This window comes from Leisingera sp. ABM4_060 (assembly GCF_056158765.1).
The window spans coordinates 762,682-779,766 of record NZ_JBSWTX010000001.1; the positions used below are offsets into that span (position 1 = coordinate 762,682).

A 17,085-nucleotide genomic window follows, 5' to 3' on the forward strand; every position below is an offset into this window, starting at 1 on the left:
GTGAAGGCTCTTTCCCCGCCGTAGCCCAGCGGCCACATTGCTGGGATCAGCAAAGGGAGAGCCAGATGCGGATCAACGCCGACTTCAGCAAACGTGCCGCGGTGCATTTCGACGAAACACCCTGGGTGGCAAGCCCGGCGCCGGGGGTGGAGCGCAAGATGCTTGACCGTATCGGCGAGGAGGTGGCGCGCGCCACTACAATCGTCCGCTTTGCACCGGGCTCTGCCTTTGCCCCGCATGTGCACGACGGCGGCGAGGAGTTCCTGGTGCTCGACGGTGTTTTTCAGGATGAGCATGGCGATTTTCCGGCCGGCACCTATGTCCGCAACCCGCCCACGACCCGTCACACGCCTGCCGCGGCAGAGGGGGCGGTGATCCTGGTGAAACTGCACCAATTTGATCCGGAGGACCGCACGGAGGTGAGTGTTGGCACCGGCGGGCATGCCCCAGAGCAGGAGCTGTTCCGGGATGCGGTGGAGACGGTGACGCTGCAGAACTGGGCGCCGGGGCAGGCGGTCAGCCTCGACGCGCCCGGCGGGATGGAGGTCTTTGTGGTCGCTGGCAGCTATGCGGAAAGTGGCGAGGCATTCACCCGCTGGGACTGGCTGCGGCTGCCCCCGGGAGGCCGGTTTGATGCCGTCGCGGGCCAGGACGGCGCCAAAATCTGGATAAAAACAGGCCATCTTGCGCAAATGACCGCCTAGCCAGCCGCCGGGTTTCTGGCGTGAAATCAAATCTTTGCAAGCCGCTCTTTTCGGGGCGGTTATTTTTTTGCCGCGATCAAAAATTTTACCAGTTGATAAAAAATCAGACTGTGGCACTCTGATAGGCAAGAAAAACAGACAATCAGGGAGACACCCAATGGCGACCAGCCATCAGGCATCCGGCATTCAGGCAGCGCGTTTGGACGCTGCCGGCATTGCCGAGAATTTCTCGGACCTGCACCCAGCCTATGACGCGCATGAGGCAGCCGTGGCGGCGGACCGCTGCTATTTCTGCTATGACGCGCCCTGCATGACCGCATGTCCGACCAGCATCGACATTCCCCAGTTCATCCGGGAGATCCAGGCAGGCCACGCCGAAAGCGCGGCCCGCACCATTCTGGAGCAGAACATCCTGGGCGGCATGTGCGCCCGGGTCTGCCCGACAGAGACGCTCTGCGAAGAGGCCTGCGTGCGCGAAACTGCGGAAGGCAAGCCCGTCGAGATCGGCCGCCTGCAGCGCTATGCCACCGACACGCTGATGGAAAAGGGGGAGCATCCCTTCACCCGTGCCGCGGCTACTGGCAAGAAAGTGGCCGTTGTCGGCGCCGGTCCGGCCGGCCTGGCGGCGGCGCACCGGCTGGCGATGCTGGGCCACGATGTGGTGGTCTATGACGCCAAACCCAAGGCGGGCGGCCTCAACGAATTCGGCATCGCGGCTTACAAATCCACCAATAACTTTGCCGCGCGCGAGGTCGAGTGGCTGCTGCAGATCGGCGGCATTACAATGGATTACGGCAAGAAGCTGGGCGCCGAGCTGTCCTTGGACGGGCTGATCTCCGGCTATGACGCTGTGTTCCTCTCCATCGGTCTGGCGGGGGTTAACGCCTTGCGTGCGCCGGGCGAGGACAAGGACGGTGTGCGTGACGCTGTGGAGTTCATCGCTGATGTGCGTCAGGCGGAGGACCTGACCGCGCTGCCCGTGGGCCGCAATGTGGTGGTGATCGGCGGCGGCATGACCGCGGTGGACGCCGCGGTGCAGTCGAAACTGCTGGGGGCAGAAAACGTCACCATCGCCTACCGGCGCAGCCGTGACGATATGGGCGCCAGCCGGTTTGAGCAGGATCTGGCGGCCTCCAAGGGCGTGAAGCTTATGTTCAACGTCATGCCAAAGGCAGTGCATGGCAATGGCGCAGCGGCGGAAATCGAATTGGAGTATACTCAGGTCGCAGACGGCAAGGTCTCCGGCACCGGCGAGACAGTGCGGCTGGCCGCCGATCAGGTCTTCAAGGCCATCGGCCAGACGCTGGAGGGCCAGCCCGACGCGCTGGAGCTTGAGGGTCGCAAGATCAAGGTCAGTGACACGGGCCGCACCTCAATGGCCGGGGTCTGGGCCGGGGGCGATTGCGCCTCGGGCGGCGAGGACCTCACCGTGACCGCCGTGGCCGAAGGCCGCGACGCTGCAATGGACATTCACTCCAGCCTGATGGGCTGAGCCAGCCCGGGCGCAGTCAAACTGCCCCGGAGCGAGCCTTAAGAGGAGAGATCAAATGGCTGATCTGACGACAGAATTTCTGGGGATCAAATCCCCCAACCCGTTCTGGCTGGCTTCCGCGCCGCCAACTGACAAGGAATACAATGTCCGCCGCGCGTTTGAGGCCGGCTGGGGCGGTGTGGTCTGGAAGACCCTGGGCGCCGAGGGCCCGCCCGTGGTCAATGTGAACGGCCCCCGCTATGGCGCGATCTGGGGCGCCGACCGCCGCCTGTTGGGCCTCAACAACATCGAACTGATCACCGACCGGCCGCTGCAAACCAACCTGGAGGAAATCACAAGGGTGAAGAAGGACTACCCGGACCGTGCCGTGATCGTCTCGATCATGGTGCCGTGTGAGGAGCAGGCCTGGAAAGACATCCTGCCGCAGGTGGAGGCCACCGGCGCCGACGGGATCGAGCTGAACTTCGGCTGCCCGCACGGCATGGCGGAGCGCGGCATGGGCTCCGCCGTGGGGCAGGTGCCGGAATACATCCAGATGGTCACTGAGTGGTGCAAGAAATACTACTCCAAGCCGGTGATCGTGAAACTGACCCCGAACATCACCGACATCCGCCACCCGGCGCGCGCGGCCAATGCCGGCAATGCCGATGCGGTCAGCCTGATCAACACCATCAATTCGATCACTTCGGTGGACCTCGACAATATGGCGCCGGAGCCGACCATTGGCGGCAAGGGCACGCATGGCGGCTATTGCGGCCCGGCGGTGAAGCCGATTGCGCTGAACATGGTGGCGGAAATCGCCCGTGATGCACAGACCCGGGGTCTGCCGATCTCTGCCATCGGAGGTGTCACCACCTGGCGCGATGCGGCCGAGTTCATGGCGATGGGCGCCGGCAATGTGCAGGTCTGCACCGCGGCGATGACCTATGGATTCAATGTGGTGAAGGAGATGATCTCGGGCCTGTCCAATTGGATGGATGAGAAGGGCTATACCTCCACCCAGGATTTCATCGGCATGGCGGTCCCGAATGTGACCGACTGGCAGTATCTGGACCTGAACTATGTCACCAAGGCCAAGATCAGCCAGGACGATTGCATCAAATGCGGCCGGTGTTTTGCGGCGTGCGAGGACACCTCGCACCAGGCGATTGCGATGAGCGAAGACCGGGTGTTCACGGTGAAGGACGACGAATGCGTCGCCTGCAACCTCTGTGTGAATGTCTGCCCGGTTGAAGGGTGCATCACCATGGAAGAAGTCGCCGCCGGCCAGATCGACGAACGCACCGGTGAAGTGGTCTCGGACGACTACGCCAATTGGACCACCCATCCGAACAATCCGGCAGCAACAGCGGCAGAGTAACCTCTGCCAGGGCCGGCTTCGGGTGTCCTCCCGCCCGTCGCCGGCCTCCTTTGCAGGAGACCGTCTCCCGTTGGGCCCGGCGCCGCGCTTTGCGCGGCGCCGGGCCCAAGGCCGCCAAGGGGGCATCAGCATGGCTGATGCCCCTGCGGGCGCGGGAGTGCTTCTCTTGCGGCGGCACGACTGCTGCCAGAAGATCAGGTTTTTGGCGTAAGCATCCGGCGGTAAAGGGTTTCCAGGTATTGCGGTGCGGCGTCGAACGGGTCTTCATCCCCCATCAGGGTACGCACCTGGGCGTCGAAATCCGCATAGTGCTGGGTCAGCGACCAGATCGAGAACAGCAGGTGTTTGGGATGCGCCCTGTTGATCCGCCCCGCATCCATCCAGCCTTGTAAAAGCTGCGCTTTTTCCTCCACCAGCCCATTCAGGTCGCTGGCGATGACATCATGCAAACGCGGCGCGCCCTGCACGATCTCATTGGCATAAAGCCGGCTTTCGCGTGGGAAATCCCGGCTCATCTGCAGTTTGCGCTGCACATAGGCGAGGATCTCCTCCAGCGGCTCGCCTTCCGGGTTCAGAGACCGCAGAGGATCCAGCCAGGTGTCCAGAAGCCCCGCCATCAGTTCGTTGAAGATCGCCTCCTTGGAGGGGAAGTAATAGAGCAGGTTCGGCTTCGAAAGCCCGGCCGCCTTGGCGATTTGATCGACCGTGGAGCCGCGGAAGCCATGACTGGAAAACACATCCAATGCGGCCTCCAGAATGGCGGCGCGATTCTTTTTCTGAATTCGGGTGGGCGCGCGGTCTGCGGGCATGTCTGTCCTGTCTGTTTTGCCGCGCTCGCCAGCTGAAGCGCGGAATTTCACCTATTTCCGGCAAAAGCGCCGATTTTTTCAAGGGGCGTGCGGCAATTTCTTGACTGAATGTGAACCCGTGATAGCGTGAGTTTGACCAGTTGGTCAAATCATTGGGCGGACCCAGGCGGACCGGATCGGTGACAGGCCAGCACTCAAAGCCACCGGAAACGGCGAAAACGCCGGCCGAAGCCTGCAAAGACGGGTGAACAGGGAAGGAAGCTGAGATGACGTCGCTTGGACAGAATTTGAAAATCGATGGCGACAGGCTGTGGGACAGCCTGATGGAAATGGCCAAAATCGGCCCCGGCGTCGCGGGCGGCAATAACCGCCAGACCTTGACGGACGAGGATGGCGAGGGCCGCGCGCTGTTTCAGAAGTGGTGCGAAGACGCGGGCTGCACCATGGGGCTCGATCAGATGGGCAATATGTTTGCGATGCGTGCGGGGACCGATCCGAACGCGCTGCCGGTTTATGTCGGCTCGCATCTGGATACCCAGCCCACGGGGGGCAAATACGACGGGGTGCTGGGGGTGCTGGCAGGGCTGGAGCTGATCCGCTCTCTCAACGATATGAACATCAAGACGAAGCATCCGATCGTGGCCACAAACTTCACCAATGAGGAAGGCACCCGCTATGCGCCGGCCATGCTGTCCTCGGGTGTTTTTGCTGGCATTCATACCCAGGACTGGGCTTACGCGCGTGAAGACGCCGAAGGCAAGACATTCGGGGATGAGCTGAAACGCATCGGCTGGCGCGGCGACGAGGAGACCGGCGCCCGCAAGATGCACGCCTTTTTTGAGCTGCATATCGAGCAGGGCCCGATCCTGGAGGCCGAGGGCAAGGACATCGGTGTGGTGACCCATGGCCAGGGCCTGAGCTGGACCCAGGTGACCATCACCGGCAAGGACGCCCATACCGGCTCCACCCCGATGCCGATGCGCCGCAATGCAGGCCTCGCGATGGCGCGGATCTTGGAGACCGTGGACGAGATCGCCTGGAGCCACGCGCCGCATGCGGTGGGCGCGGCGGGCCACATCGACGTCTACCCGAACTCCCGCAATGTGATCCCGGGCAAAGTGGTCTTCACCGTCGATCTTCGCAGCCCCGATCTGGACGTGATCACTGACATGGAGAACCGCCTGCGCGAAAAGGGCACTGAGATTGCCGAGGCGATGGGTGTCGGGATCGAATTCGAAAAAGTGGGCGGCTTTGATCCCGTTGCCTTTGACGAGGGCTGCGTCACCGCGGTGCGCAGCGCGGCGGAGCGGCTGGGATATTCGCACCTCGATATCATCTCCGGCGCAGGCCATGATGCCTGCTGGATCAACCGGGTGGCACCCACCGCCATGGTGATGTGCCCCTGTGTCGACGGTCTCAGCCACAATGAGGCTGAGGAGATCAGCAAGGAATGGGCCGAGGCCGGCGCCAATGTTCTGTTTCATGCGGTGGTCGAGACCGCGGAGATTGTTGAATAGGGGGCGCTGCCCCCGCGGCCCACTAGGGCCGCTCCCCCGGGATATTTTCGGCCAGATGAACAAGGGATCTTGTTCTTTATGAATAAATGGAGGCGTGAAAATGCGCCCCAATTCAGGGAGTTGTAACCATGAGTAAAGTCATCCGGAACGGCACCGTTGTGACCGCCGATCTGACCTATAAGGCCGATGTTCTGATTGAAAACGGGGTGATCACCCAGATCGGCCCGAACCTGAAAGGCGATGAGGAACTGGACGCCACCGGTTGTTACGTGATGCCGGGCGGGATCGACCCGCATACCCATCTGGAGATGCCCTTTATGGGCACCTACAGTTCGGACGACTTTGAGTCCGGCACCCGTGCAGGGCTTGCAGGCGGCACCACCATGGTGGTGGACTTTGCGCTGCCCAATCCGGGCGAGAGCCTGTTGGACGCGCTGAAGCGCTGGGACAATAAATCGACCCGCGCCAATTGCGATTATTCCTTCCACATGGCAGTGACCTGGTGGGGGGAGCAGGTCTTTGAAGACATGAAGACCGTGGTGCAGGAGCGCGGCATCAACACCTTCAAGCATTTCATGGCCTACAAGGGCGCGCTGATGGTGAACGATGACGAGCTTTATGCCTCCTTCCAGCGGCTGGCAGAGCTGGGCGGCATCGCCATGGTGCATGCCGAAAACGGCGATGTGGTGGCAGAGCTGTCCGCTAAGCTATTGGCGGAAGGCAATAATGGCCCTGAGGCGCATGCCTATTCCCGGCCGCCGCAGGTGGAGGGCGAGGCCACCAACCGTGCCATCATGATTGCCGATATGGCAGGCGTTCCGCTCTACGTGGTGCATACCTCCTGCGAGGATAGCCACGAGGCCATCCGCCGCGCCCGGATGCAGGGCAAGCGGGTCTGGGGTGAGCCGCTGATCCAGCACCTGACCCTGGATGAAAGCGAGTATTTCAACAAAGATTGGGACCACGCCGCCCGCCGGGTGATGTCGCCGCCGTTCCGCAACAAGCAGCATCAGGACAGCCTGTGGGCCGGTCTGCAGTCGGGCTCCTTGTCCGTCGTGGCGACGGACCATTGTGCCTTTACCACCGAGCAGAAGCGCACTGGCGTTGGCGATTTCACCAAGATCCCGAATGGCACCGGCGGCTTGGAGGACCGGATGCCAATGCTGTGGACGCACGGTGTGGAAACCGGCCGCCTGACCCCGAACGAGTTTGTTGCGGTTACGTCAACAAACATCGCTAAGATCCTGAATTGCTATCCGAAAAAGGGTGCGGTTCTGGTTGGCGCCGACGCCGACCTGGTGGTCTGGGACCCGGAGAAGCGCAAGACGATTTCGGCGGATACCCAGCAGTCCTCGATCGACTACAACGTGTTCGAAGGGCATGAGGTGAAGGGCCTTCCGCGCTTTACCCTGACCCGCGGCCATGTGGCGGTGCACGATGGCGAGATCAAGTGCCAGGAGGGCCACGGCAAGTTCGTCGCCCGGGAGGCCAACACCACGGTGAACAAGGCGCTGTCGACCTGGAAGGAACTGACGGCGCCGCGCCCGGTGGAACGCACCGGCATCCCGGCAACAGGCGTGTAAATCAGGAGCGGGCTGCCGGTAACGGCGGCCCGTTTTCCTGTGTGAAATCAAGGCGAAGATATGAATATGGAACCGACCACCCAGGCAATCCGTCCCGAGGCCGCCGCGTCCGCACCTGCCCCCGCAGACTGCGTGATCGAGGCCAGGAACCTGGACCTGACATTCCAGACAAACGACGGGCCGGTGCATGCGCTGAAGGATGTGAGCCTGGAGATCAACAAGGGGGATTTTGTCTCCTTCATCGGGCCTTCGGGCTGCGGCAAGACCACCTTTCTGCGCTGTATCGCGGCGCTGGAAACACCGACCGGCGGCAGCCTGTCCGTGAATGGCATGACGCCGGATGAGGCGCGCCGGAACCGGGCCTATGGCTATGTGTTTCAGGCGGCGGGGCTGTACCCTTGGCGGACGATCTCCAAGAACATCAAGCTGCCGCTGGAGATCATGGGATATTCCAAGCCAGAGCAGGAAAAGCGCGTTAACCAAGTCTTGGAACTTGTTGAATTGTCAGGCTTTGGCGGCAAATTCCCCTGGCAGCTGTCGGGCGGGATGCAGCAGCGGGCGAGTATCGCGCGGGCGCTGGCGTTTGACGCCGATATCCTGCTGATGGACGAGCCTTTCGGGGCGCTGGACGAGATCGTGCGTGACCATCTGAACGAGCAGCTTTTGAAGCTGTGGGCGCGGACCAACAAGACCATCGGCTTTGTCACCCACTCGATTCCGGAGGCGGTGTATCTGTCGACCAAGATCGTGGTGATGTCGCCGAGGCCCGGCCGGATTCATGATGTGATCGACAGCACGCTGCCCAAGGAACGGCCGCTGGATATCCGCGACAGCCCGGAGTTCATCGAGATCGCCCACCGGGTGCGCGAGGGTCTGCGGGCGGGGCATGGCGATGACTGAATTTGCCAGCACGACCCGCCGGAATTGGGGGGTGCCATCTGTGCACCCCCTGTACACCCCCTGTGCACCGGCCGGCTGCCGGCTGGGGAGGGCGCGAGCATGAAGAGCCTTGTTGCCGTCCTCACCGTTGTCGCCGCCATCATCGCCCTTTGGTATGCGGCCTGCGTGCCGATGAACATCAAGGGTGTGCTGGATCAGGCCGAGCGGGCAGGGGCGGAAGTGTCACCGGCCACCGCCAAGGAACGCCGGGATATGAGCGAGATCGGGCTGGTGGCCAAGAACGCCTTTGCCATCAATGACACCTGGGTCCAGGACCGCCCGCGGCTGCCGGCACCGCATCAGGTGGCGGTGGAACTGTGGGAGACCACGGTGGAGAAAAAGATCACCTCCAAGCGCAGCCTGATCTATCACGGGCAGGTGACGCTGAGCGCCACTTTGCTGGGCTTCGCCATCGGCACTGGCCTCGGCATTCTGCTGGCGGTGGGGATCGTGCATAGCCGGGTGATGGATATGTCGGTGATGCCCTGGGCGATTGTCAGCCAGACCATCCCGATCATCGCGCTGGCGCCGATGATCATCGTGGTGCTCTATTCCATCGGGGTGCAGGGGATCATTCCCAAGGCGGTGATTTCGGCCTATCTCAGCTTCTTCCCGGTGGTTGTCGGCATGGTGAAGGGCCTGCGCGCGCCGGATGCGATGCAGCTGGATCTGTTGAAGACCTACAATGCCAATACCTCGCAAGGGTTCTGGAAGCTGCGGCTGCCGTCCTCGATGCCGTATCTGTTTGCCTCGCTGAAGATCGGCATTGCGGCGTCCCTGGTGGGGGCCATCGTCGGCGAGCTGCCGACCGGCGCGGTTGCGGGGCTGGGCGCGCGGCTGCTGGCCGGCAGCTACTATGGCCAGACGGTGCAGATTTGGTCGGCGCTGTTTGCGGCGGCAATTCTGGCGGCGGCGCTGGTGGCCTTGCTGGGCTTGATCGAGAAGCTGGTCCTGAGCCGGATGGGGGTGCGGGCATGATGGATGATTGGAGGGAGGGCTCTGCCCTCGCCGCTCTGCGGCTCACCCGGGATATTTTGGGCCAGATGAACAGGGGGATCATGTCATGGTGATGGTTATCCTTGCCGTTCTGGTCTGGTGCCTGGGGTGGTGGCTGAACAGCCGGCTGGCGAACAGCCCGGCGTCGAAAACCCGGGCGGTGCAGCTCTTGGTGCCGGCTATCTTCGGCATCACCGTGCTGCTGGTCTGGGAGCTGCTGGTGCGGGGGCTGGAGGTGTCGCTGGTGATCCTGCCGGCGCCGTCGGTGATTGCGGAGCGGTTTATGTCCAGCATTCCCATTCTGTGGGAGGATTTTGCCCAGACGATCCTGAAGGGCGCGTTGGGCGGTTACGTGATCGGCTGCGGCGCGGCGTTTCTGACCGCGATCCTGGTCGACCGCAGCGATTTCCTGCGCCGCGGGCTGCTGCCGGTCGGCAACTTCGTGGCGGCGCTGCCGATTGTCGGCACTGCGCCGATCCTGGTGATGTGGTTCGGGTTCGACTGGCATTCCAAGGCCGCCGTTGTTGTGGTCATGGTGTTTTTCCCGATGCTGGTGAACACGGTGGCGGGCCTGCGCGAGACCTCTGCCATGCAGCGCGACCTGATGCAGACCTATGCGGCGACCTACTGGCAGAGCTTTTTCAAGCTGCGGCTGCCGGCGGCGCTGCCGTTTGTGTTCAATGGCCTCAAGATCTCCACCACGCTGGCGCTGATCGGGGCGATTGTGGCGGAGTTCTTTGGCTCGCCCACCGTGGGCATGGGCTTCCGCATTTCCACCAGTGTCGGCCAGCTGGCGCTGGACATGGTCTGGGCCGAAATTGTGGTGGCTGCCCTTGCAGGCTCGGCCTTCTACGGGCTGGTGGCGCTGATCGAGAAGAGCTTTACCTTCTGGCATCCGTCACAAAGAGGTTGAGCGGGCACAGCACATACGGGAAAGTGAAAAGAAAATAACACCAACAGGTAAAATCAAAAACCAATAGGGAGAACTTACCAATGAAGCACATTATGACAGCAGCGGCTTTGGCGCTGGGGGCGGCAGGTGCGGCCCAGGCAGCGGACGACGTGACGCTGCAGCTGAAATGGGTGACACAGGCACAGTTCGCAGGCTACTACGTGGCGCTGGACAAGGGGTTCTATGAGGACGAGGACCTGAATGTCACCATCCTGCCGGGCGGCCCGGATATTGCGCCGACCCAGGTGATTGCCGGCGGCGGCGCCGATGTGACGGTGGAATGGATGCCCGCGGCGCTGGCGGCGCGCGAAAAGGGCCTGCCGCTGGTCAATATCGCCCAGCCGTTCAAATCCTCGGGCATGATGCTGACCTGCTGGAAGGACACCGGCATTGCCGCGCCGGCCGATCTGGCCAACCGCACCCTGGGGGTCTGGTTCTTTGGCAATGAGTTCCCGTTTATGAGCTGGATGAGCCAGCTGGGGATTTCCACCGAAGGCAAGGGCGAGAGCGGTGTGGAAGTCTTGAAGCAGGGTTTCAACGTCGACCCGCTGCTTCAGCGCCAGGCCGATTGCATCTCGACCATGACCTATAATGAATACTGGCAGGTCATTGATGCCGGTGTCGGCGCCGATGAGCTGATCACCTTCAAGTATGAGGATCAGGGCGTGGCGACGCTGGAAGATGGCCTTTATGTGCTGGAGGAGAAGCTGAGCGATCCGGAATTCACCGGCAAGATGGAGCGTTTCGTGAGGGCCTCGATGAAGGGCTGGAAATATGCCGAGGAGAACCCGGATGAAGCCGCGGAGATCGTTCTGGACAATGATGCCTCCGGTGCGCAGACCGAGACCCATCAGAAACGGATGATGGGCGAGATTGCCAAGCTGACTGCGGGCAGCAACGGGGCGCTGGATCCGGCGGACTACGAGCGTACCGTGTCGACCCTGATGGGCGGCGGCTCAGATCCGGTGATCACCAAGGCGCCTGAGGGGGCCTGGACCCATGCGATCACCGATGCGGCGCTGAAGTAAGCCTTTTTACGCGCCAAGATGTCATGAACTGCCACCGGAGACCGCTCTCCGGTGGCAATTTTGTTAAAAATGCAATAATCGGGTGTCTTTTTCAAAATACACGCTTGGGGAGAGTGTTTTTGTGCTAGCCTGACTTTATGGGAGAGATGCGGGTTCATATCTCTGACGCGCAGATGCAGGCGGGACATCCGCCGCACTATCTCTGCCTATGCCCGCAGCAGGACCCCGCCGGGTGCCATTCCCGGTATGCGGCGCAGCCGCGCAGCGTGCTGCGGGATGCGGCCGGGCGCAGCGGTGCGCTGCCGCTGATGGATCTGTGCTGCAAGGCGCATGCGCGCAAGCAGGACAGCGGCCGGGCGCAGGTTCTGGTGCTGTATGAGACCGAACCTGCGGGGCTGGCCGGGCTGGCCGGGCTGGCCGGAACGGAGGCCTGGCAGAACGATGTGATCCCGGTGGCGCTGTGCTGCCTGAACAGGATCGGCCATGCGGATCTGCTGCATGCGCTGGCAGGCGGGTTTGACATCATTCATTTGCAGAGCTGCCGTAAGCCTTCCGGCCGCCAGGCGCAGAGCCAGGAAACGGAGCTGGCCGGGGTGCTTGGCGGGCGGGGGAGGATCCAGCTGTTTGACAGGGACACCGCCCTGGAGCGGCGCCTGGCGGGCAGGGTTTTCCCCTTTCCTTCGGTGGCGCCGGAGGTGCTGGCCGTTGGCAGCCGCCGGGACACCGCCCGGGCCAGCGCGGCGGCCTTGCTGCCGGCCGCTGCGGAGCATGTCGCGCTGCCGGAGCGGGCGCCTTATGGCGCGGTCCGCCTGGATGAAACCCTGTGCACCACATGCAGCAGCTGTGTCTGGGTCTGCCCGTCGGACGCCTTGACGCTGAGCGAAAGCGGCGGCGAGCTGAGCTTTGTGGAATCGCTGTGCTTTCAATGCGGCCTGTGCATCTCGATCTGCCCGCAACGGGCGCTGCAGATGGAGGCAGGCATGGATTTGTCCGCGTCTGCGGTGCTGCCGCAGCGCCTGGCCCGCGGGGAAAACAGCCGTGAAGCGCCTCAGGCTGAAGCGGCAGGGGGGCTGCAGGATTAGACAGCAGGAATGAGTCCATGTGCCGGCGGCCGGGCGTTTTCCGGCACGGAAAACGGGCCGGAATTCTTGCATAATTCCGGCGCCCGCCTGCAGGCGGGCATCTGGCGGGCATCAAGTCTGCTCGAGAAACCCGCCGTATTGTCCGCGCTTGAAGATCAGCCCTTTGCCCGGGCGGGTGGTGACGCTGGCCACTTCGCCGATGATGATGGTGTGGTCGCCGGCCGGGTGGGCGGCGAAATGGCGGCAGTCGAACCGCGCCAGCACCCCCTCCAGCGCCGGAGCGCCCAGGGCATTCGGCTGCCAGGCGGCAGCGCTGAAGTCCTCGCCATTGGCGGCGAAATGCTTGGCCAGGCCCAGCTGGTCCTCCGCCATCACGTGAATGGCGAAAGTGGCAGCCGACACAAAGGCATCATGGCGCAGCGATGCCCGCGCCGGGCACCACAGCAAAAGCGGCGGCTCCAGCGACACCGAGGTGAAACTGTTCACGGTAATCGCCAGCGGGCCGCGTTCCGTCTGCGTGGTGACAACCGTTACCCCGGTGCCGAAGCTGCCGAGCGCATCGCGGTAGGCCCGGGCGGTATCCGGCCCTGGAATAAAGCTGGTTTCGGCCATGTCGCGTGCCTTTTTCTGGTTCCGGTCCGTGACCTGCCACGCATGAGGCCGATTGTCTACCTAGTTCATGTCCTCAATGAGGCGGCCGTGTTTACGGGTCTCCTCCAGCACCTTGCCAAAGGTGGTGAGGCCGCGCGCCTCAAGCATGGGCAGCATCTTGCAGAAGACTTCGGCAGTGGCGCGGGCGTCCCCCATGGCGGTGTGGCGCAGGGCCGGCGGGATGGTGACCCCCAGACGGTCGCACAGCGCGTCCAGCGTGTGAGTCTGCGAGGCGCCGAACAGCACCGCGCTCAGCAGGACCGTGTCGAGAACCGGCTGGTCCCAGCTGACGCCGGCCTGCTTGGCGTGGCGGTGCAGGAAGGCCATGTCAAAGGGGGCGTTATGGGCGACGATCACCGCATCCGAGGCAAAGCGGTGGAACGCGCGGGCTGCCTCGGCAATGGCGGGGGCGCCTTGCACCATGGCATCGGTGATCCCGTGCACCCGGGAGGAGACGGCAGGGATCGGCTGTCCCGGGTCCACCAGGGTCTCGAACTGCTCGGCCTCGATGATGCGGCCGCGCACCACCCGCAGGGCGCCGATTTGCACAATCTCGTCCTTATGCGGCAATAGCCCCGTGGTTTCGGTGTCAAAGACGGCATAGCTGAAGGCGGACAGCGGGCGGTCTTCCTCCGCTGATGCTCCGCTGTTCAGCAAGGCAAAGTCATAGACCAGAGGCCGGGGGTCTTCCGGCGCAAGCCCCGCGTGGGTGCCTTCGAACAGGATGATATAGCCCGGCGCGCCGCCCAGCGGTTTCAGCCGCAGATCAAACACCTGGGTGCCGCTGGCGCTCTTGACCTCCGCCTGCACCTCCATGCCGCTGCGCGCCATCCGCCCGTAGGCCGCTTCCAGTCCGTTCATGTCCAGATAGCCGGACAGGGGCGCGTTCAGCCGGGGCGGTGCCTCCTGCGCCAGCACCGCGGCCGCCTGGCCGTCGTAAAGCACAATCTGATGCGACGGGCCGGCCATGACGGTGGCGATGGGGATGTCGGTCAGCAGCGCGGCGAGGCGGGTTTTCTCCGCCTCCAGATGCTCGGTTTCGCGGGCGATGGCTTCGGCGGCGGACAGGGCGCTGTCGCCCAGCTGGCCCGCCAGCCCCTCTGCCGCGGCGGCCAGGTCGCCCAGGTAACGGGCGCTGCGGGTGTCCATCTTGCCGGTCACCCCGGCATGGGCGCGGGCGCGCATATCGGCGGCCAGCCGCTCGATCGGTTTGGCGACGTTTTCGTCAAACAGCAGCCAGATCCCGGCGCAAAGCCCGAGGATGGCAAATGTGCTCAGCAGACCGGAAAACAGAAATGCATCCGAAAGCCCGGGCTGCCCGGCGCGGTTGTAGCCCAGCCACAGCGCCCCGCCGGTCACCGCAATGCCGCCAAGGGCCAGCAGGCAGAAAAACAGGAAAATCCGCAAACGCAAGCTGAGCCGGGTAAGCATCGCTATCCTCCGCACACAGTGGCCAGGATCGCATCATCAGCGCCCGGTTCAATCCAGTTCAGCCCCTCCGGCAGCCCGCCGGCGAACTCCGCCGTGCCAGCGGACAGCGCCCGCCGCCCGGCGCCGCAATCCAGCCAGACCGGCAGTTTGGTCACCGCAGCCCAGCGGCCGAAGAAATAGATCTCTGCCAGATGCACCTGCGGGTGGTCCGCATGGCTTTTCATCGTGGCGGTATCAATGGCGGCAAAACGGTCGATGTAGGGCACAGCATAGGTCCAGGGGCGGTAGAAGCTGCGGTTCTCCACCGTTTCCGCCACCACCAGACCCTCGGGCAGACCGGCCGCGGTGCGGCTGTACCAGCCGTATTCCGAGGCGATGGTGACGCCGATCATCGCCAGCCCCGCCGCCACCGGCGCCATCCAGCGCGGCAGCCGCCCCTTCAGCACCCGGTTCAGGAGCATCACCACGCCCGCCGCCGCAATGCCCGCAAAAATCACCGCAATCAGTTCCAGAAACATCCTTTGCCCTCTTCAAAATCCGGCCGGCTCTTTCATCTTTCCAAAAATACTCCCGCCGGAGGCATCTGTGCGCTCCGCAAGCGCTGCTGTCAGCTTAACATGCCTTTACCGTGCCCAACCGCCGATTGCATCGTCTTTACAACAACAAAGGCGTCGCGCAGATGACTTCGCTCAAAGTCCGACAGATCCGAAGGCGCCAGGTAATTATCCGGTGCCTGGCCCGCCCGGATCTGTGCGGCCTGATGCTCCAGCCGGGTCTGGGCGATCAGGTCATAGGCGTCCATGAGATCCCGCGCGCCGGAGAGGCTGAGCACGCCGGCAAACTCTGCCGCCTCCAGCCGGGCGCGGGTGTTGACCTCAGCCAGCTCCCCTTGCAGCGCGTAGATCCGGCCCAGGTCCACCACCGGCACCACGCCGTTGTGTTTCATGTCCAGCGTGTTGCGGTGCTCGCCCGAACGGATGGTGGCCAGCCCGCGCAAGAGCCCCAGCGGCGGCGTGTGCTTCAGGGAGTTTGCGATCATATGCGCGGTGAAAATGGAGTTTGCGCGGGCAGCCGCCAGGGTTTCCTGCTGCAGGTCCGCAAACAGGGCGGCATCGCCGCCGATGGGGCGCAGGTCGAACATCACCGAGGCCAGCATTTGCGCCTCGGGGCTGGGCTTGGCGATCCAGCCGCGGAAATAGTCGCGCCAGACACGCAGCGGCTGCCGCCAGCGCAGGCTGGACGCCATCATGCCGCCGGGGCAATAGACGTAGCCGCAGGTGTTCAGCCCGTCGCAGACAAACTCGGCGAGCTGTTCGAAATAGGGCGCATCCCCCGGCGCCAGATCGTCAGACAGGATCAGGCAGTTGTCCTGATCGGAGACACCGGTCTGCTCGCGCCGGCCCTGCGAGCCGCAAGCCAGCCACAGGTAGGGGACCGGGGCAGGGCCCAGTTTCTCCTCTGCCAGTGCCAGCAGGCGGCGGGTGGCGGTGTCGGCAATGTCTGTGACCAGCCGGGTCACCACCTCATGCCGGTTGCCTCCTGCTACCAATTGCACCAGCAGACGGGGGATTTCGGCGGTCACCTTGGCGATTTCCGCGGCCGAGCCGGCGCGTGCAATGGCCGAGACCATCTCGCCCGAGCTGACCGCCTGGAAGCGGGTGAGGTCGGTCTGGGTCACGATCCCGGCCAGCCGACCAGCCTCTACCACCGGGATATGGCCGATGCCGTGCTCCATCATCATGTGCAGCACGTCGGATCCGATGGCGGAGGGCGCCAGGGTCAGCGGATCCGGGGTCATCACAGCGCTGACCGGGGTGGAGATGGGCTTGCCCGCCGCAAGGATTTTGCCGGTCAGGTCGCGGGTGGTGAGAATGCCTTGCAGGCTGTCCCCGTCGGTGACGCAGACTGAGGAGATGAAATGGTTGCGCATCAGCTGCGCCGCGCTTTGGCAGGTGAGGCCGCCGGAGCAGGTGACGGGGTTTCGCGCCATGATGGCCTCGACCCTTGTGGTGGCCAGGCTGTTGCCCTCGCGGCTGCCGGGGCGGCGGCGGTCGAAGAATTTTGCGACCTGCGGCTGGCTGCCCATCAGGGTGTGGAAGTCCGCCTTGGGCAGCAGGAGCAAGAGCGTTTCTGCCGTGGCTTTGGCTGAGGTCACCGCCCGGCCGCTGCGGGTCAGGCCGCGCTCGCCAAAGGAGTTGCGGGGGCCGAGGATGGAAACGGGGATGCCGTTTTCGTCGGTCACTTCGACCTCGCCGGTATGGACCAGGTAGAGGCCCTTCAGCTCCTCGTTCAGCGCATAGACGGGATCGCCGGCAGCGGCGTCGATCTGGCGGAACTTGGGGGCAAGGTCCTGCAGCAGTGCCGGTTCCAGGCTGTCGTAGGGATGCACCGAGGACAGAAAGCGGAGCAGGGCAGTTTCGGAAAGGGGCATTCGCTTTTCCTTCTCAGGTGGTTCGAACTGTCTTCCCGGGGTGCACAGCAGCCCGGATCGCGTCCGACCCGCCCCGCAGGGCGGGCGCGATTGCGCCCACCCTGGGGTCG

The 17,085-nt window shown here is 63.7% G+C and carries 15 protein-coding genes; 10 read left to right on the top strand and 5 right to left on the bottom strand.

The genetic code is table 11. From position 1 onward, the window contains the following. The first annotated feature begins 65 nt into the window (after positions 1 to 65). The 3 genes from ACXAEH_RS03820 to preA all read left to right on the top strand — a co-directional run bounded on the left by ACXAEH_RS03820 (position 66) and on the right by preA (position 3,556). On the top strand, positions 66 to 704 hold the full coding sequence (locus tag ACXAEH_RS03820) for a cupin domain-containing protein (protein ID WP_475031156.1): 639 nt from the start codon (positions 66 to 68) through the stop codon (positions 702 to 704). Positions 705 to 861: 157 nt separating this feature from the next. Then, complete coding sequence (locus ACXAEH_RS03825; RefSeq protein ID WP_475031157.1) at positions 862 to 2,196, top strand: NAD(P)-dependent oxidoreductase; 1,335 nt, start codon at positions 862 to 864, stop codon at positions 2,194 to 2,196. A 55-nt stretch (positions 2,197 to 2,251) separates the two neighbouring features. After that, on the top strand, positions 2,252 to 3,556 hold the full coding sequence (preA, locus tag ACXAEH_RS03830; RefSeq protein WP_475031158.1) for an NAD-dependent dihydropyrimidine dehydrogenase subunit PreA: 1,305 nt from the start codon (positions 2,252 to 2,254) through the stop codon (positions 3,554 to 3,556). 194 nt (positions 3,557 to 3,750) lie between these two features. On the opposite strand, the gene ACXAEH_RS03835 is transcribed toward preA, so the two are convergent. Next, entirely contained in the window at positions 3,751 to 4,365 is a 615-nt protein-coding gene (locus tag ACXAEH_RS03835) for a TetR family transcriptional regulator C-terminal domain-containing protein (RefSeq protein WP_475031159.1), read from the bottom strand. Between the two features lie 266 nt (positions 4,366 to 4,631). On the opposite strand from ACXAEH_RS03835, the gene ACXAEH_RS03840 reads away from it, so the two are divergent. The 7 genes from ACXAEH_RS03840 to ACXAEH_RS03870 all read left to right on the top strand — a co-directional run bounded on the left by ACXAEH_RS03840 (position 4,632) and on the right by ACXAEH_RS03870 (position 12,462). Next, positions 4,632 to 5,882, top strand: coding sequence for a Zn-dependent hydrolase (locus tag ACXAEH_RS03840; protein ID WP_475031160.1), 1,251 nt, complete (start codon positions 4,632 to 4,634; stop codon positions 5,880 to 5,882). A 128-nt stretch (positions 5,883 to 6,010) separates the two neighbouring features. Beyond that, on the top strand, positions 6,011 to 7,465 hold the full coding sequence (gene hydA / locus ACXAEH_RS03845; protein ID WP_475031161.1) for a dihydropyrimidinase: 1,455 nt from the start codon (positions 6,011 to 6,013) through the stop codon (positions 7,463 to 7,465). A gap of 60 nt (positions 7,466 to 7,525) precedes the next feature. Continuing rightward, complete coding sequence (locus ACXAEH_RS03850; RefSeq protein ID WP_475031162.1) at positions 7,526 to 8,365, top strand: ABC transporter ATP-binding protein; 840 nt, start codon at positions 7,526 to 7,528, stop codon at positions 8,363 to 8,365. A 99-nt stretch (positions 8,366 to 8,464) separates the two neighbouring features. Further along, the gene (locus ACXAEH_RS03855; protein ID WP_475031163.1) at positions 8,465 to 9,382 is read left to right on the top strand and encodes an ABC transporter permease; all 918 of its coding nucleotides are present in this window, start codon (positions 8,465 to 8,467) and stop codon (positions 9,380 to 9,382) included. Between the two features lie 85 nt (positions 9,383 to 9,467). Beyond that, positions 9,468 to 10,313, top strand: coding sequence for an ABC transporter permease (locus tag ACXAEH_RS03860; protein ID WP_475031164.1), 846 nt, complete (start codon positions 9,468 to 9,470; stop codon positions 10,311 to 10,313). Between the two features lie 80 nt (positions 10,314 to 10,393). After that, positions 10,394 to 11,380: an ABC transporter substrate-binding protein gene (locus ACXAEH_RS03865; RefSeq protein WP_475031165.1), complete on the top strand. Its 987-nt coding sequence runs from the start codon at positions 10,394 to 10,396 to the stop codon at positions 11,378 to 11,380. A gap of 146 nt (positions 11,381 to 11,526) precedes the next feature. Beyond that, entirely contained in the window at positions 11,527 to 12,462 is a 936-nt protein-coding gene (locus ACXAEH_RS03870; RefSeq protein WP_475031166.1) for a 4Fe-4S dicluster domain-containing protein, read from the top strand. Positions 12,463 to 12,573: 111 nt separating this feature from the next. Here the strand turns inward: ACXAEH_RS03870 and ACXAEH_RS03875 are convergent, their stop codons facing one another. From ACXAEH_RS03875 to ACXAEH_RS03890, 4 genes are all read right to left on the bottom strand, one after another. After that, entirely contained in the window at positions 12,574 to 13,074 is a 501-nt protein-coding gene (locus ACXAEH_RS03875; protein ID WP_475031167.1) for a flavin reductase family protein, read from the bottom strand. A 60-nt stretch (positions 13,075 to 13,134) separates the two neighbouring features. Then, a complete protein-coding gene (locus ACXAEH_RS03880; RefSeq protein WP_475031168.1) occupies positions 13,135 to 14,544 on the bottom strand; it encodes a 3'-5' exonuclease in 1,410 nt (469 codons plus the stop codon). A 2-nt stretch (positions 14,545 to 14,546) separates the two neighbouring features. Continuing rightward, positions 14,547 to 15,062: a hypothetical protein gene (locus tag ACXAEH_RS03885; RefSeq protein WP_475031169.1), complete on the bottom strand. Its 516-nt coding sequence runs from the start codon at positions 15,060 to 15,062 to the stop codon at positions 14,547 to 14,549. A gap of 89 nt (positions 15,063 to 15,151) precedes the next feature. Continuing rightward, positions 15,152 to 16,975: a DUF294 nucleotidyltransferase-like domain-containing protein gene (locus ACXAEH_RS03890; RefSeq protein WP_475031170.1), complete on the bottom strand. Its 1,824-nt coding sequence runs from the start codon at positions 16,973 to 16,975 to the stop codon at positions 15,152 to 15,154. Positions 16,976 to 17,085: the final 110 nt, after the last annotated feature.

Excerpts from the sequence above, each read along its gene's own strand:
- ACXAEH_RS03840 (WP_475031160.1), top strand. The coding sequence starts at position 4,632 with ATGACGTCGCTTGGACAGAATTTGAAAATCGATGGCGACAGGCTGTGG.
- ACXAEH_RS03860 (WP_475031164.1), top strand. The coding sequence starts at position 9,468 with ATGGTGATGGTTATCCTTGCCGTTCTGGTCTGGTGCCTGGGGTGGTGG.
- ACXAEH_RS03820 (WP_475031156.1), top strand. The coding sequence starts at position 66 with ATGCGGATCAACGCCGACTTCAGCAAACGTGCCGCGGTGCATTTCGAC.
- ACXAEH_RS03865 (WP_475031165.1), top strand. The coding sequence starts at position 10,394 with ATGAAGCACATTATGACAGCAGCGGCTTTGGCGCTGGGGGCGGCAGGT.
- ACXAEH_RS03880 (WP_475031168.1), bottom strand. The coding sequence starts at position 14,544 with ATGCTTACCCGGCTCAGCTTGCGTTTGCGGATTTTCCTGTTTTTCTGC.
- ACXAEH_RS03885 (WP_475031169.1), bottom strand. The coding sequence starts at position 15,062 with ATGTTTCTGGAACTGATTGCGGTGATTTTTGCGGGCATTGCGGCGGCG.
- ACXAEH_RS03855 (WP_475031163.1), top strand. The coding sequence starts at position 8,465 with ATGAAGAGCCTTGTTGCCGTCCTCACCGTTGTCGCCGCCATCATCGCC.
- ACXAEH_RS03835 (WP_475031159.1), bottom strand. The coding sequence starts at position 4,365 with ATGCCCGCAGACCGCGCGCCCACCCGAATTCAGAAAAAGAATCGCGCC.
- ACXAEH_RS03825 (WP_475031157.1), top strand. The coding sequence starts at position 862 with ATGGCGACCAGCCATCAGGCATCCGGCATTCAGGCAGCGCGTTTGGAC.
- ACXAEH_RS03850 (WP_475031162.1), top strand. The coding sequence starts at position 7,526 with ATGAATATGGAACCGACCACCCAGGCAATCCGTCCCGAGGCCGCCGCG.
- hydA (WP_475031161.1), top strand. The coding sequence starts at position 6,011 with ATGAGTAAAGTCATCCGGAACGGCACCGTTGTGACCGCCGATCTGACC.
- ACXAEH_RS03890 (WP_475031170.1), bottom strand. The coding sequence starts at position 16,975 with ATGCCCCTTTCCGAAACTGCCCTGCTCCGCTTTCTGTCCTCGGTGCAT.
- ACXAEH_RS03875 (WP_475031167.1), bottom strand. The coding sequence starts at position 13,074 with ATGGCCGAAACCAGCTTTATTCCAGGGCCGGATACCGCCCGGGCCTAC.
- ACXAEH_RS03870 (WP_475031166.1), top strand. The coding sequence starts at position 11,527 with ATGCGGGTTCATATCTCTGACGCGCAGATGCAGGCGGGACATCCGCCG.
- preA (WP_475031158.1), top strand. The coding sequence starts at position 2,252 with ATGGCTGATCTGACGACAGAATTTCTGGGGATCAAATCCCCCAACCCG.